Here is a 14,145-nt window from a genome sequence, read left to right as displayed (position 1 = left end):
CTGTCATCTCACACGACCGATGCCCGGAAAGGATCAGTGGGAACGATCCCCGCCTCGTCGAAGAGCTCCTCCAACGCCTCGTGGCCCTGATGCCTGCGGAACTCGATTTCGGCGGCCGTCACAGGCAAGGTCCACAGGATGCGGGCGTGCCCCCCGGGCAGCGGACAGCGTTCAAGGTCAGGTCCATGGAGATAGGGCAGGCTGATCAGCAGGTGGTCACAGTTCGAGCCCGGCACCCATGGTTCACCGATCGGCATGCTGTGCCCCAGGTCGAGCTGATGCCCACCGCAGTGGTAGTACGTGATCATGGCCATGAGGTCGATGAACTGCTGGTCGCGGACGTGGGCGGTCATGACGAACTCAAGCCCGTGACCGTCCTCCTCCATCGCGGCCCAGCACCCGGCGGTCACATAGGCCCAGCTATCGCTGCGTGGACCGGGGCCGACAACGAGAACCCGCAGGTCGGGCAGGACCTCGCGCCGTTCCGGCCCCAGGTCGCAGACGACGACCTCGACGGAATGCCCCTCGAAGAACGCACGGACATGTGACTCGACGGCCTCCACGGCCAGCAGCCTCGCATCACTCACCGCGCGATCATGCCAGACCCAGTCAACCGGCCCGACTTCTCACCCGACGTCATGGTCCGTGGGCCTCAGCCGCGAATACACGACACCTCAACATGCGGGCCTACCAGTCTCACACCCGGTTTTGGAGCCGGCAGGGGACGTGACGGGCAGGCCCGGCCCGTCCGGACCCCTCTGAGCGGCCTCTTCCGCCCGGGGCCCGTCCGCCGGGGCGATGCCGCTTCCGCGCAGGGCGAGATGCGCGAGCGCGGTGACGACCAGGTTCACCCCGAGCGCGATCAGGCCGGTGTCCACGGTTCCGACGTCCACGCCCCCGAACGTCAGCCAGCCCAGGACGGCCACCCCGGCGACGATGCCGAGCAGCGCGGGTGTGGCGCCCAGCCGGACCCGTTTCGCGAGACCCATCACGATGGCGGGAGCGAGCTGGGTGAGGCCTCCGTAGGTCAGCAGCAGCAGGTCGGCGAGGAGGCCCGGACGGGTGAGGCCGAAGACGAGGGCCAGGCACGCCGCGGCCACCACGCACAGGTGGTTGGTTCGCAGCTGCCTGCGTTCGTCGCGAAGGCTGAAGAGGTTGCGGGACAGGAGACTCGAGATACCGACGACGATGGCCGCGGACGGCACCATCGCCGCCGAGGCCGCCGCGACCGCGACCAGCCCGACCAGCCAGCCGGGCAGGGTCTGCCCGGCCAGGGTGAGTGCGACGGAGTTGGGGGCCGCGCCCTCCGGAGCGAGCAGGACGCCCGCGAAACCGACGATCACCGGGATGCCGAGGGCGATCTGGTAGAGCGGCAGCCAGACCGCGTTGGAGCGCAGGGCTCGTCCGCTGCCGGCGGCGAGCACCGGCGGCCACAGGTGCGCCATGGTGCCGAGGCCGCTGCCGAGCGCGGAGATGACGACCGCGGTGACGAAGAAGGTCGCGTCGAAACCGGGTTGATCGAGCGTCAGCATCTGCGGATGACTCTCGCGTACCGACTCGAAGACACCGGGTACGCCGCCCTCGACGGACACCGCGACACCTGCGATCAGCACCACGAGCCCGATGATCATCAGCGCGTCCTTGAGGTACGCGACGCGGGCGATGCCCCGGATGCCGGACCACAGGACGAAGCCGACGGTGAGGACGGTGGCGAGGACCATGCTCCAGTTGCCGCCGGTGCGGCTGCCGGTGGCGAGCTGCACGATCATGCCGAGCCCGGTGATCTGGAGCTGCAGGTACGGCAGCAGGAAGACCGCTCCGACCACCGCGACCACCTTGCCGAGCAGCGGGCTGCGGTAGCGATCGACGAAGAAGTCCGCCTGGGTCAGGTATCCGCCGCGCAGCCCGAGTTGCCGGATGCGCGGGGCGGTGAAGTACTGCAGTACGAAGTTGATGGCGAGGTAGCACAGGGCGTACGAGGCGGCGACACCGCCGCCGAAGGCCAGGCCCGCAAGGCCCAGGAAGCTGAACGTCGTGAACGCCTCACCGGCCTGCAGGAACCAGGTGGTGAAGGTGGAGAAGCGGCGTTTGCCCACCGTCCACTCCCCCAGCTCCTTGCTGGGGGCACGGCGCCCGCCGATGCCGACCACCGCGATGGCGACGATACCGACGGTCGTGATGACCATGGTGCTGTTCATGCGTGTTCGCCCTCCTCGGCGTCCTCGTCGGTGCGGGTGAGCCGGTCGACCGCGGCGAGCGCGACGGTGGTCCCGGCCGTCCAGATCAGGCACCAGCACAGGACGGACGGGATGCCGAACCACAGGTGCGGCCCGTTGACGAAGGGGAGATACGGAGTACTGAGAAAGGCCAGGACGGGCACGGCGGCCCAGAGCACGTGCGGGGATCTCATCGGGGCTCCAGCTGAGGGAAGTCGAGCTCCTACGGAAGGATGGGGGCGCGCCGGCCGTGTCCGGTGGCGGCCTCGTGGGCGGCGCCGATCTCGAGCACGGTGCGCTCGGCGCGCGGAGGGCCCACGATCTGCAGGCCCACGGGGAGTCCGCCGTCGGTGAACCCGGCAGGGACGGAAAGGGCGGGTGCGCCCAGTACGGAGAGGAAGTACGCGGAGCGCATCCAGTCGAGGTACGTGTGCTGCGGCTGCCCGTCGATGACGGTCGGGTACTCCAACTCAACGTCGAAAGGCGCCACTTGGCTGACCGGGGCGATCAGCACGTCGTAGCGCTCGAAGAACGCGACAGCCGCGAGGTGGATCCGGGTGAGTTCGGCGCGGGCGCGGGCGAGCTCGGCGCCGGTGAGCTTCAGCCCCTCCTCGATGTTCCGGACGAGGCTGGACTTGAGGGAGTCTCGGTGCGCGTCGAGGAGCGGGCCGAACCCCTGGCGGAAGGCGTGGGCACGCAGCGTACGGAAGGCGTACTCGGCGCCGTCCAGGTCCGGGCAGTCCTCGACGACGGTGCAGCCCAGGTCACGGAAGACCGCGGCCTGCCGGTCGACGACGGCGCGCACCTCGGGATCGACGGGGACGCGGCCGCCGAGGTCGGGCGCGTACGCGACGCGCAGGCCCTTGATGTCGCGCTCCAGCGGTGCACGGTACGCGGTCGGATCCGGGACCTCGAGGGAGAGCGGGCTGCGCGGGTCGGGACCCGCCATGACCGACAGCAGCAGCGCGGTATCGGCGACGGTGCGGCCCATCGGCCCGGCGACGGCGAGGGTCTCCCACACGTCTCCGGAGGGCAGCGAGGGCACGCGGCCGGGAGTGGGGCGCAGTCCGACGACGTTGCAGAAGGAGGCCGGGTTGCGCAGCGATCCCCCCATGTCACTGCCGTCGGCGATCGGGGTGAGCCGGGCGGCGAGCGCGGCCGCAGCACCGCCGCTGCTGCCACCGGCGGAACGCGAGGTGTCGTAAGGGTTGCGAGTCGCACCGAAGACAGTGTTGAAGGTGTGCGAACCAGCGGCGAACTCCGGCACGTTGGTCTTCCCGATACGAATCGCGCCGGCCTCCTGGATACGCCGGACGAGGAGTTCGTCCTCGTCCGGCACGTGGTCGGCGAAGATCGGCGAACCGTGCGTGGTACGCATGCCGCGAGTGAGGTGGGTGTCCTTGAAGGCCACGGGGAGCCCGTGCAGCGGGCCCAGCTCAGCTCCGGAGACCGCCAGCTCGTCGGCCCGGGAGGCGGCCTTCAACGCGCCTTCCCCGTCCAGCGTCACGATGGCGTTGACGGCCGGATTCACGCGCTCGACGCGGTCGAGGTGGGCGGAGACGACCTCGCGCGCGGACAGGTCGCGGCGGCGGATCCGCGCGGCGAGTTCGACCGCGTCGAGGGAGCAGAGCGCGTCGGCTTCAGCATGGCTTACGGGCATGGCGATCCTCGTACGGAAGGCGAATGTGTGAGCCACCACACTGAAGGCGATTGACCAGTTCAGTCAATGCCTTGCGCTTTATGAAGTTTTCAGACACGCGATCTACTCATTTGGCATTTTCGGTCACTCACCCACCATGGGCGCGGAGGAGGTCCCCCGCGCCGGCACGCCACTGCGCTTCCACGCCTCCACCACCAGGTGGGACTGCACGGACTCCGCGTACCGCACCCACGGCGCCTCCGTGAGGAAGGCATGCAGGCTCTGCTTCGACGGCTGGGTCACATCGGCCAGGAGCTGGTGCTCGCCCATCACCACGGCCGCGTACCGCACGAGCGGTGACTCGACGAGCAGGCGCCCCAGCTCCTCGACCTCGTCGGGCCGGGTCCTGATCCACAGGAGCGCCTCGACCGGCAGCCCGAGCAGCGCGGGCTCCACGGCGGCCCGGATGCTGACGACTCCCTGCCGGGTCAGCGACTCCACACGCCGCCGCGCGGTGGCCACCGACACGCCTGCCACGGCGGCGAGTTCGTCGTGCGTGCGCCGGCCGTCCTCGGCAAGGGCGCGCAGGATGGCCCACTCCTCCGGGGCGATCTCCACATCCGTCATCGAGACTCCGTCCACCGGCCGCGCCGCCGTGTCGCCCAGCGCCGCGACCTCGGAGTCGTCGAGGATCCCCGGCGCCCACTCGTGCACCGTACGGAAGTACCGCAGGACGGGTGAGACCTGCTGCTCGACGAGACCCGGAAACGCGGGCACGTCCTCCAGCATCAGTCGACCCAGCTCACCTGGGCGGCACTGCAGTTCAGCCACACAGTCGGCGGCGCCTGCGAGCACGTACGAGAAGATGGCGTCGGCCCGGCGAGCGGCGGCCGCGGCGGTGTCCCGCGCGGCTCCGGGCCGGCAGTTCATCCGCAGAATGACCGTCTCCCCCCGCACCACCAGTCCGCGCACCACCACGTCTCCACTCCCGAGCAGCCTGAGCCCCCGCCGCGCCACCTTTCGCTCGGGCTCTCCGAGCGCGGTGGCGATACGCCGCCAGGAGGCCCGTCCGTCGATCTGAAGGGCGGCGACGATACGACGGTCGAGGGGATCGAGCGGCGCGAGCGGGGAGAACGGGCTCGGCACGGTGCTCAGGTTCGGTTCGCTGGTCACGGGGCGACCCTACGCGGGGGCGGGAGGGTGGAGCGTGCTCGGTCGCCCCGCTCCACTCTGCCACTCCGCTCAGACGTGGCACGGGTCGGTGACGCCTGCCGCAGACCTGGCCCTCGGATACGAGATGGCCGTCGAGGCAGGCATACGGACCGGCGCTGTTCGAACCCGACGGCAGGCACCGGGCGGCGCCGGACTCACCCAGCGGGACCGTTCCTTCCCCAAGTCGCCACTGATCACTGGGACGGCGGCCTGCGCACGCCCTCACACTTCCCTGCGCATACAGACCCTCGGCCACCGGTCGAGGCCGTGTGCCGACTCCAGCCGACGGATCTCCCCCAGGCCGGGTCCGATCTCGCTCTCGTCAAGGGTGCGGAACCCGATGCGCCGGTAGTAGGGCGCGTTCCAGGGGACGTCGCCGAACGTGGTGAGGGTGAGAGCCGCCAGCCCTTCGGCCTCGGCGTGTACGGTCGCACGGTCCAGCAGAGCACGGCCGATCCCGTTACGGGCGTGGCCCGGGTGCACCGACACCTGCTCGACGTGGAGGGCACCGTCCACCTGACCGGCGATCAGGTAGGCGACCGGTACGTCCGCCCGGTCGACCGCCGCCCGGACGAGCCCTCGGCGAAGATGACCGGCCAGCTGACCGACGGAGGGCGGCTCGTCATCCGCCACCTCCGGCATGCCGATCTCCCTGAAGCACTCCCCCGCGGCTCGCTCGATGTCCTGGAGGAGCGGAAGTTCGTCGATGTCCACCGACCGGATTCGCATGCACCCATTGTCCCGGCCGGGACGGCGGTACAAGGACTACTGCCTCCTGGGCGACCAGGCGCTCAGGAGGCGTTCGCCGGGCCAGGCGTGAAAGCCGTTCCGGAGACGGCGACAGTCCGGCCCGCGCCCGAAGGCAGAACCTGATCGGTGGTCACCGCCGTCCGATGCGCCGCCCGTTGCCGACGCCCGACACGTGCAGGGCGAGCAGGAGCAGGCCGAGCAGCATCACGTTCGTCGACGCGAACACGTCATTCGTCGCTATGTCGGCGGCATTGATCAGGAAGGCGATGAAGAACAGTACGGCGGCGGCTATTCCCAGCATGGCTTGCTCCTTTGGTCGATGGAACACGTGTGCCCCTACGTGGCTGGTTCAGACCTGCTCGACGGCATCCGCGCGACGGCCTCTTCCAGATCCGCGCGTGCGTCCGGTCCGTTCGGCCGCGGCGGCGGACGACTGTCGGGGCGGGCGCGGTGGGCGTGCCGCCCGGATCGCTTGCTGGTGTGATCCGCAGGGCGGAGGCGGGGCCTGCCCCACCCTCGGTGGACCAGCCCACCGCATGGGCCGGTGAAGGTCTCTCCAGCAGGCTTGAGCGCATGCCGAACCGGATGCAGAACACAGTGTTCATGACCGTCTCCGTCGCCGTGGTGGCCGCCACGTTGACCACCACGCCGTCCGCCGCCCAGGCGTCGGGCGCCCCGTCGTCCCTCGACTGGCAGCCTTGCCCGTCGGCTCAGGCCCCCACCGGACAGGAGTGCGCCACCCTCCAGGTGCCTCTCGACTACGACCACCCGGGCGGCCGAACCGTCCCCGTGGCGGTGACCAGGCTGCGCAGCGACCGCCCCGAGAAGCGTCGCGGCACCCTGGTGGTGATCCCGGGAGGTCCGGGATCGTCCGGTGTCCAGCGGCTGGCCCAGAAAGGGCCCGCGCTGCGGGAGGAACTGGACGGGGCGTTCGACCTCATCAGCCTGGATCCACGTGGGGTCGGCTCCAGCGTCAAGGCACGCTGCGGTCTCCTGCCGGCCGACCGCCGGCTGGTGACCCTGCGGCCGTGGCCCGCGCCCGGCGGCGATGTCACGGAGAACGCCGACCGGGCACGCCGCACCGCCGAGTCCTGTGCCCGCAACGGGGGCGCAGTCCTGCGGTCCTTCACGACGGCCAACGAGGTCCGTGACATCGACCGTCTCCGTCAGGCGCTGGGCGAGCGCCGACTCAGCGTGTGGGGCACCTCGTACGGGGCGTACGTCGGAGCGGTGTACTCGCAGACACGGCCCGACAGTGTGGACCGGCTGGTGCTCGACAGCTCAGGAGACCCCGATCCGTCCCGGGTGGCCCGCGGATGGCTGGAGAACATGTCGCGGGGCGTCGCCGAACGGTTCCCCGACTTCGCGACGTGGGCGGCGGATCCCGCCCGTGACAAGGAGGGACTGCGTCTCGCCGAGGACGCCCAGGACGTGGAGGGGCTGTTCCTCCGGATCGCCGAGCAGCTCGACCGTTCACCGCGCGAATCGGGGACGCCAGGCGTTCCGCTGACCGGCAACGCGTTGCGCCAGGCCCTGCAGAACTCCTTGCCCGGCGACAGCTCCTTCCCGTCGATGGCCCGCCTCGTCAAGCAGGTCCAGGATCCCCAGGGGGTGCCGACCCTGCCTCCGGACCTGGCCCAGGCGATCCCCGACGAGGACGCCTCGCTCATGCTGGCGACGATCTGCAACGACGTACGCTGGCCCGGCCCCTCCCTGGACTACGCCGGCCGGGTCGCCACCGACCGGGAGCGGTATCCGCTGCTCGCCGGGATGCCCGTGAACATCACAGCGTGTGCCTTCTGGAAGGACCGACCGGCCGGGCCCCCCGTCCGGATCACGGACACCGGCCCCTCCGACATCCTGATGGTGCAGAGCCTGCGTGATCCGGCGACGCCCTACTCCGGTGCGCTGAAGATGCGAGCGGCACTCGGTGACCGGGCCAGGATGGTCACCCTGGACCAGGGAGGCCACGGAATGTACCTGGGCAACGGCAACGCCTGCGGAGACCGTGCGGTGACCCGCTTCCTGACCACTGGGCACCGCCCCGCTCACGACACCTACTGCGCGGGCTGACGGGCCGGCACCTGCGGTGCGGAAGTGATGGTCCTCCTCGGTGAACGGCGTTCACCGAGGAACGGCCCGTGTCTCAAGGGCTGTCCGCCTCCCATGCCCAGCGCGTCGGGTCGTCCGCCTGGGGCCCGTAGACCGCCCGTCCCCCGGCACCGAACTTTCCGAGTTCCGTCCCCAGCGCGGCCCCCGCCGCGAGGCGTTCCGCCGGCCAGCCGGTCACGTCGAGGAGCAGACCGTCGAGCGGACCGCCCACCAGCTCCACATAGGCGTGCCCCTGCCGGGGCCCCGGATCGGGGTCGTCGTGGTCGGCACCGTACACACGCCGTCTCATCAGCTCGTCCATACGTCCAGCATCACAGGCACCACCGACAGTCCGACTGCCGAGTCCGGATACGCCACGTATCGGCCGACCGGCCACGGCATGAGTCACGCGAGTCCCGGGAACGCGCGGTGCGGACGGTCCCGGCTGCCACGTCCGCCTTGTGGCAGCGTGGGACCGACGCCGATCATCCCGTGTGATCCACCGTCACAGGGAGACGTCACTCGAATCGGAGGAGAGAACATGTCGAAGCCGCCGCTTCCCGACGCCGCGGTAGCCATGCTGCGCAAGCCCAACCCCGCCGTCATCGCCACGCTTCGCTCGGACGGGCAGCCCGTGTCCACCGCCACCTGGTATCTCTGGGACGACGGCCGGGTGCTGGTCAACATGGACGAGGGCCGCAAGCGCCTCGAACACGTACGCCGGGACCCGCGTGTCACCCTCACGGTGCTCGACGAATCCGACTGGTACACCCATGTGACCTTGATCGGGCGCGTCGTGGAGATGAGCGACGACGACGGACTGGCCGGCATCGACCGCCTGTCCCGGCAGTACCTCGGTCAGCCGTACGCGGACCGTGAGCGCGGCCGGGTCAACGCCTGGATCGAGATCGACCGCTGGCACGGCTGGGGAGGCTTCCGGGACAGCTCGCAGGCCGCGACTTAGATTCCTTACGCGGTCGAGCCGCTGTTGCCCGAGATGGGGCTACGGCGACGGGCCTGCCGCCGGTACGGGGCAGGCGCCGCCGGCCCCCCGGCGCCGCACAGACGTGGTGCCGGGTGACCGCGGCTACGACGACGACACGTACCGCCGCCTGGTCCGGGACCTCGGCGTGAAGCCGCTGATCGCGCGACGTGGCGCCGAACACGGCTCCGGCCTGGGTGGTCGGCGCCGGGTCGTGGAGCGGGCGCCGACCACCTCCGCTGGTTTCGCCGCCTCCGGATCCGCCGGGAGACGGGCGACGATGTCCACGGAGCATTCCTCAAGCCGACACGCGCACGGACGCCGGAATCCGGACGCGCTCCCTGCGCGGGGGAAGACCGCTGCGAATTTCACCGCACGGTCGGTCGCCGGTGTGCGGACCAGTGTTCGGCAGCGGTGATTCCGAGAAGCACGACGTCGTGGTGGCTGCCGGCGAAGAACTCGTGCTCGCGCAGCCGTCCTTCCTCCACGAAGCCCAGCCTCCGGTAGAGGGCGAGGGAAGCGTCGTTGAACGCGTGCACCTCGACCTCGCACTTGTTGAAGCGCTGCTCGGCGAACATGTAGGTGAGGACGAGTTCGGTCGCCTCAGCCGCGTATCCCATGCGGCGACGATCGCGGATGATCTCGATGCCCGTCTTGAACCGTCCCGCTCGCCTGTCGGTCTCCCCGACCGTGACGGACCCTGCGAACGCGCCGTCGGCCAGCGCCTCGACCACCAGGCGGAACGCCTCACCTCCCGGCGGACGCCCGGCCCGCTCCGCGGTCCACAAGCGGAAGCCCTCGGCGGAGCGTGGCGGGTCGACCGCGTCCGCGTCACGGACGTCGCGGGTGTTGCGGGCGAGGTCACGGAAGCCCTCCCAGTCGTCGGGCTCGACACCCCGCAGCCGCACCCTCTCGCCGGTCCACATGTCACTCATGGCGCCCACCACTTCGGATTCGGTTGCAGGCACTCAGGCCGTGCTGGTCGAGGCGACACACTAGCGGCATGGCAGGCCCACCTTCGGGGCGCCGCCCTACGTCGCCGGACGACCGGTCCCAGCGTGCGTGCTCGCCGTGGCCCGTTCCGACACCTGTCCGCTCCGGTCCCCTGAACGGCCGAAGCGGATGAGCAGGTGGCGTTGCGGAGTGCGCTGGTGGCACTTCCTGGGCCACGGTGTTCCCTGGGGGCCCCGCCGTGGCCCCGCCGGGTCCGCGGCCGCGCCCAGGACGCTCCGCCCGGCCAGACACACCGGCTCTGCCGAGGAGGCTCCCATGAACTGGACGCTCGAGGTCGTACCCGTCCCTGTCAGCGACATGGACAGGGCGAAGGACTTCTACGCCGGAAAGGTCGGGTTCAAGCTGGACCTGGACGACCAGGTGGCGCCCGGTATGCGCATCATCCAGCTGACTCCCCCGGGATCACGCTGTTCCATCGCCATGCTGGACGGAATGCCCCCCTTTCCGGGTGAGAAGCCGATGGCTCCCGGGACCCTGCAGGGCCTCCAGATCTGCGTGACCGACATCGAGGCGGCGCGGGAGGAGCTCGTGGCCAAGGGCGTCGACGTCTCCCCCATCCGGCATGTGGGGGCCACTGGGTGGGAGGAGGGCAAGGGCGACACCTGGAACTCGTTCATGACCTTCGCCGACCCTGACGGCAACGGCTGGGTGGTGCAGGAAGCTCCGTCCGAGCTGTCCGCGCGCTGACAGTCCTGTCACCGCCGGCTGGAAGGGTCCACTCCATGGCGTCGGCGCTGGGCCGCAGCGCCGACGGTGGGCGCGAGGGTGACGCCGCCGGAGGTGGCGACCGGAACGGTGACTGCGGCCACGAGACGACCGCGGCCCCGCACAACGGGGTGCTGTCCTTCACCGCGCGCCCTCAGGACGGGCGCGCGGTAGGGGAACGCGGTCAAGCCCGAGACACCGGGTGACAGCGGGCTCATCTCCCGTCCCGACCGGCGTCACCCGAAGGCATCGTTCAGCGTGCCCGTGCTCCCTGACCAGCAGGGGCCGTCGCGGCGCCCGTGTGGGCCAGACCGACCTTGCCCGGGCGCAGCGTCCAGGGCACCGGCTCCGTGTTGGTGAGCCATCCCTCGGCGATCAGCCGTCGGATGACGAAGATCCTCAGCTGCCGGGACATCTTGCCCCAGCCCATGGCCTTGCACATCTGCTTCACGGACGGGCCGTGGCCGTGGGCCGCGCGGAAGCCGGCGGCGTATTCCGCGGCCGCCGGCCCCTGGCCGGGGTACTTCGTCTCCCATGCCTCGTACGCCGCGCGCACCTTCTCCGTGAACTGGGCGGGAACCGCCTTGCGCATGAACGCCTCCGACACGCGTGCCGTGGACACCGCGCACTCCGCGCAGGTCTCGACCGCCTCGACATGGCGCCGCAGCGCCACGCTCGCACGCCCCTTCCACTCGTCCCAGGTCAGCGCCTCCTGCTCAGGCTCCTCGGGACGGGAAGGCGGGGTGTCGGGCGCCGGCGGCCGCGATCCCGACAGGTGCCGCACGCTCTCGCCCAGCAGATACCGGCCGCCGCCGTCCAGCTCCCGCAGGAACCCCTTGGCGAGAAGCTCCGGAAGGGCGGCCTCGCACTCCACGGGCAGGTGCGCGGGGAGCATTCCGTGCTCGTCCGGCGGGCCGTGGGCCGCGACGAAGAGCGCGGCCAGCCGTACGGCGGACGAGCCCTTCTTGACCGGTTTGGAGCCCATGGTCCGCACGGTCCACCCCGACACCCGGGAGCGCATCACCTTCCCGAGGAGCAGCGGGGGCTCGGCCCCGGGTGCGAAGTCCGGCACGGTGATCGGGACCGGAGTGACCATGTCTCCATCGAGGAGAGGCTCGTAGCCACGCCACCCCAGGGCGCCCAGAGCGGTGACGGTCGCCTCGGGCTCGTCCAGGCGGAGCGATCTCAGGTCCTGGCCGGTCAGATTGCCGACGCCGCTCCGGGCTGCCCTGATCGCGACCACCGCGGCGAGGAGATGCGCATCGGCACCCTTCAGCGGCAGTGAGCTCAGATACGCCAGAAACGCGCGGGCCGCCTCACCCTGCCGGGGGGTGAGCAGGAAGGGCGTCACCCGCACCGCCGTCGCAGCCGGGGCGGGGGGCGAGAGGGGAGAGGAAGGGGACACGCCCTGAACAACGCGCGTCAGGACAGAAAGTCACCGTTCGAACTGTATGACGAACAGGAAACCCGCAAATCCGGCCCGCAGGGCAGACGTTGGCCCGGCCTCGGCCCTCTTCGGATCCGTCGGCCGCACCCGGCAACCTCCCGGGGACCGGTGACCACTGTCTCTCCGTCAGCACCTCATGAGGAAGCGGGAAAGCGTATGCGCGTCGTCGGTCTGTCCGTTGCGGTGATTCTGGGCGCCGCCCTCACGGCGACACCTGGCGAGGCGTCCGCCGCCGTGTCCCCCATCGTCGTCTCTCCCGACGGTGACGACTCCGCCGCGGGTACCCTCGCCGACCCGCTCCGGACCATTCAGAAGGCGGTCGACCGGGCAGGTCCGGGCGACGTGATCGCGATCCGGGGCGGCACGTACGCCCTGACGGACAACATCACCATCACCACTTCGGGCGAGGAGTCGCGGCCGATCACCCTCGGCGCGTACGAGGACGAGCGGGTCGTCATCGACGGCGAGTCGCTCCCGGCGAGTCACACTCCCGTCGGCGGCAGCATCCCCAGGGACGAGCGCGGCGCGATTCATCAGGAGGCCTCGCACTGGCGGCTGTCCGGCCTGGAGATCGTCAACGGACCTTACGGTTACTACTGCGACGGCTGTGACGACAACGTGTTCTCCGGGCTCACCACCCATGACAACTACGAAACCGGGTTCCAGCTCCAGGGCGAATCCAGCGGCAACCAGATCCTCGGCCTCGACAGCTACGGCAACCGCGATCCGCGGAAGAACGGCGAGAGCGCCGACGGCCTCGGCATCAAGGAGGGCGGCGGCGCGGGCAACGTGGTGCGCGGCGCCCGTTTCTGGAACAACGTCGACGACGGCTTCGACGCGTGGAAGTTCACCTCGTCCGTCCTGATCGAGGACAGCGTGGCGTACGGCAACGGGGTCAACCGCTGGGACTTCCCCGATTTCGCCGGTGACGGCAACGGGTTCAAGCTCGGCGGCGGAACACCGGCCCCGGCAGTGGGCCACACCGTGCGGAACTCCGTCGCGTTCGACAACGCGAAGCACGGCTTCACCGACAACGGCAATCCGGGTGGGCTCGCCCTGAGCGGTAACACCACGTACGGCAACGGCGGTACCGGCTTCGACGCGGACACCGCCGAGGCGCGGGCGGAGCTCACCACGAATCTCGCGGTCTCGGACGGCCGCCCCTCCGCGCTGGGGGCGGACACCGTCTCCACCGGCAACTCATGGGATCTGGGCGGAACATGGGACGACGACGCCGTCCTCAGCACGGACACGACCGAGGTCACCGGCCCGCGCGCCGCGGACGGCTCCCTGCCGTCCGCGCCGGAGTTTCTCGTCCCCCGGGACGGTACGGCGATCGGGGCCCGTCTGTGAACACCGCGACGCCCCGGCCCAGTCGGCCGGGGCCGGTACGCGTCACCCGCCTCGTGCCCCACCGCCCGTTCCGGTCAGGGCACGACGCGGGGTAACGTCCCCGGGTGACCGCCCTCGAACTCCTGCGTCCCGACCACGCTCCCGCGCTGCTCGCCTTCGAGCGCCGGAACCGGGCGTACTTCGCCGCGTCCGTCCCGGACCGGGGTGATGCCTACTTCGAGGAGTTCGACCAGCGTCTCGCCGTACTGCTCGCCGAGCAGGCGGCGGGAATGCACCACTTCCATGTGCTGACGGACAGCGACGGCTGTGTCCTGGGGCGCGTCAACCTGGTGGACGTCGCCGACGGCTCGGCCGAGCTCGGCTACCGCATCGCCCGGCACGCGGCCGGGCAGGGGCTGGCGACCTCGGGGGTGCGTCAGGTCTGTGCGCTCGCCGCCCGCCGGTACGGCCTGACCACCCTCCGGGCCAGGACCACGGTCGACAACGCGGGCTCCCGGGCCGTGCTCGCCCGTGCCGGATTCGAGGAGACGGACACGCTCGTCCTCATGGAGAAGCCCGGTCTGCGCTTCACCCTCGATCTCGCGCGTGCCCCTCTCTGAGACAGTTGTGCGGCGCCACGCCCAGGCCACGCGCGTCGGGGGGGGGGGGGCCCCCCCCCCCCCCCCCCCCCCCCCCCCCCCCCCCCCACCCCCCCCCCCCCGCGCACCCCCGGAAGGGAGACAAGCAGCGCGGGCGC

General features: G+C 70.8%; 16 protein-coding genes. 6 read left to right on the top strand and 10 right to left on the bottom strand.

The features are described 5' to 3' along the window. Positions 1-8: 8 nt before the first annotated feature. The 7 genes from ACGFNN_RS07765 to ACGFNN_RS07735 all read right to left on the bottom strand — a co-directional run bounded on the left by ACGFNN_RS07765 (position 9) and on the right by ACGFNN_RS07735 (position 6,118). Positions 9-587: a suppressor of fused domain protein gene (locus tag ACGFNN_RS07765; protein ID WP_393553864.1), complete on the bottom strand. Its 579-nt coding sequence runs from the start codon at positions 585-587 to the stop codon at positions 9-11. An 87-nt stretch (positions 588-674) separates the two neighbouring features. Then, positions 675-2,198: a sodium:solute symporter gene (locus tag ACGFNN_RS07760; protein WP_393553862.1), complete on the bottom strand. Its 1,524-nt coding sequence runs from the start codon at positions 2,196-2,198 to the stop codon at positions 675-677. Continuing rightward, positions 2,195-2,410 (bottom strand): hypothetical protein, encoded by a 216-nt coding sequence (locus ACGFNN_RS07755; RefSeq protein WP_393553860.1) that lies wholly within the window; start codon positions 2,408-2,410, stop codon positions 2,195-2,197. Before ACGFNN_RS07755 ends, ACGFNN_RS07760 begins: the two co-directional genes overlap by 4 nt. Before the next feature lie 29 nt (positions 2,411-2,439). Further along, the gene (locus ACGFNN_RS07750) at positions 2,440-3,876 is read right to left on the bottom strand and encodes an amidase (RefSeq protein WP_393553858.1); all 1,437 of its coding nucleotides are present in this window, start codon (positions 3,874-3,876) and stop codon (positions 2,440-2,442) included. 123 nt (positions 3,877-3,999) lie between these two features. Continuing rightward, positions 4,000-5,028 (bottom strand): AsnC family transcriptional regulator, encoded by a 1,029-nt coding sequence (locus ACGFNN_RS07745; protein ID WP_393553856.1) that lies wholly within the window; start codon positions 5,026-5,028, stop codon positions 4,000-4,002. Positions 5,029-5,289: 261 nt separating this feature from the next. Continuing rightward, positions 5,290-5,796: a GNAT family N-acetyltransferase gene (locus tag ACGFNN_RS07740; protein ID WP_393553854.1), complete on the bottom strand. Its 507-nt coding sequence runs from the start codon at positions 5,794-5,796 to the stop codon at positions 5,290-5,292. Between the two features lie 151 nt (positions 5,797-5,947). Next, positions 5,948-6,118, bottom strand: a complete 171-nt coding sequence (locus ACGFNN_RS07735; RefSeq protein WP_362545997.1) for a hypothetical protein — start codon at positions 6,116-6,118, stop codon at positions 5,948-5,950. A 302-nt stretch (positions 6,119-6,420) separates the two neighbouring features. On the opposite strand from ACGFNN_RS07735, the gene ACGFNN_RS07730 reads away from it, so the two are divergent. Next, positions 6,421-7,890, top strand: coding sequence for an alpha/beta hydrolase (locus ACGFNN_RS07730; protein ID WP_393553852.1), 1,470 nt, complete (start codon positions 6,421-6,423; stop codon positions 7,888-7,890). A gap of 73 nt (positions 7,891-7,963) precedes the next feature. Here ACGFNN_RS07730 and ACGFNN_RS07725 read toward each other — a convergent pair whose 3' ends face one another. Next, the gene (locus ACGFNN_RS07725) at positions 7,964-8,230 is read right to left on the bottom strand and encodes a hypothetical protein (protein WP_362546003.1); all 267 of its coding nucleotides are present in this window, start codon (positions 8,228-8,230) and stop codon (positions 7,964-7,966) included. Positions 8,231-8,449: 219 nt separating this feature from the next. On the opposite strand from ACGFNN_RS07725, the gene ACGFNN_RS07720 reads away from it, so the two are divergent. Continuing rightward, positions 8,450-8,872: a PPOX class F420-dependent oxidoreductase gene (locus tag ACGFNN_RS07720; protein WP_362546006.1), complete on the top strand. Its 423-nt coding sequence runs from the start codon at positions 8,450-8,452 to the stop codon at positions 8,870-8,872. Positions 8,873-9,258: 386 nt separating this feature from the next. Here ACGFNN_RS07720 and ACGFNN_RS07715 read toward each other — a convergent pair whose 3' ends face one another. Next, positions 9,259-9,825, bottom strand: coding sequence for a GNAT family N-acetyltransferase (locus ACGFNN_RS07715; protein WP_393553850.1), 567 nt, complete (start codon positions 9,823-9,825; stop codon positions 9,259-9,261). A 334-nt stretch (positions 9,826-10,159) separates the two neighbouring features. Here ACGFNN_RS07715 and ACGFNN_RS07710 point away from each other — a divergent pair, with 334 nt between their 5' ends. Beyond that, the gene (locus ACGFNN_RS07710; RefSeq protein WP_393553848.1) at positions 10,160-10,591 is read left to right on the top strand and encodes a VOC family protein; all 432 of its coding nucleotides are present in this window, start codon (positions 10,160-10,162) and stop codon (positions 10,589-10,591) included. 35 nt (positions 10,592-10,626) lie between these two features. Continuing rightward, the gene (locus tag ACGFNN_RS07705) at positions 10,627-10,815 is read left to right on the top strand and encodes a hypothetical protein (protein WP_393553846.1); all 189 of its coding nucleotides are present in this window, start codon (positions 10,627-10,629) and stop codon (positions 10,813-10,815) included. A gap of 47 nt (positions 10,816-10,862) precedes the next feature. On the opposite strand, the gene ACGFNN_RS07700 is transcribed toward ACGFNN_RS07705, so the two are convergent. Next, positions 10,863-11,960, bottom strand: a complete 1,098-nt coding sequence (locus ACGFNN_RS07700) for a hypothetical protein (protein WP_393553844.1) — start codon at positions 11,958-11,960, stop codon at positions 10,863-10,865. A gap of 252 nt (positions 11,961-12,212) precedes the next feature. Between ACGFNN_RS07700 and ACGFNN_RS07695 the strand changes: the two genes are divergently transcribed. Further along, the gene (locus tag ACGFNN_RS07695; RefSeq protein ID WP_393553842.1) at positions 12,213-13,409 is read left to right on the top strand and encodes a right-handed parallel beta-helix repeat-containing protein; all 1,197 of its coding nucleotides are present in this window, start codon (positions 12,213-12,215) and stop codon (positions 13,407-13,409) included. 104 nt (positions 13,410-13,513) lie between these two features. After that, on the top strand, positions 13,514-14,008 hold the full coding sequence (locus ACGFNN_RS07690) for a GNAT family N-acetyltransferase (protein ID WP_393553840.1): 495 nt from the start codon (positions 13,514-13,516) through the stop codon (positions 14,006-14,008). Positions 14,009-14,145: the final 137 nt, after the last annotated feature.

It is taken from the genome of Streptomyces sp. NPDC048590 (genome assembly GCF_043199535.1).
In the GTDB taxonomy this organism is placed as follows: Bacteria; Actinomycetota; Actinomycetes; order Streptomycetales; family Streptomycetaceae; genus Streptomyces.
This window is presented reverse-complemented; position numbering and strand designations above follow the sequence as displayed.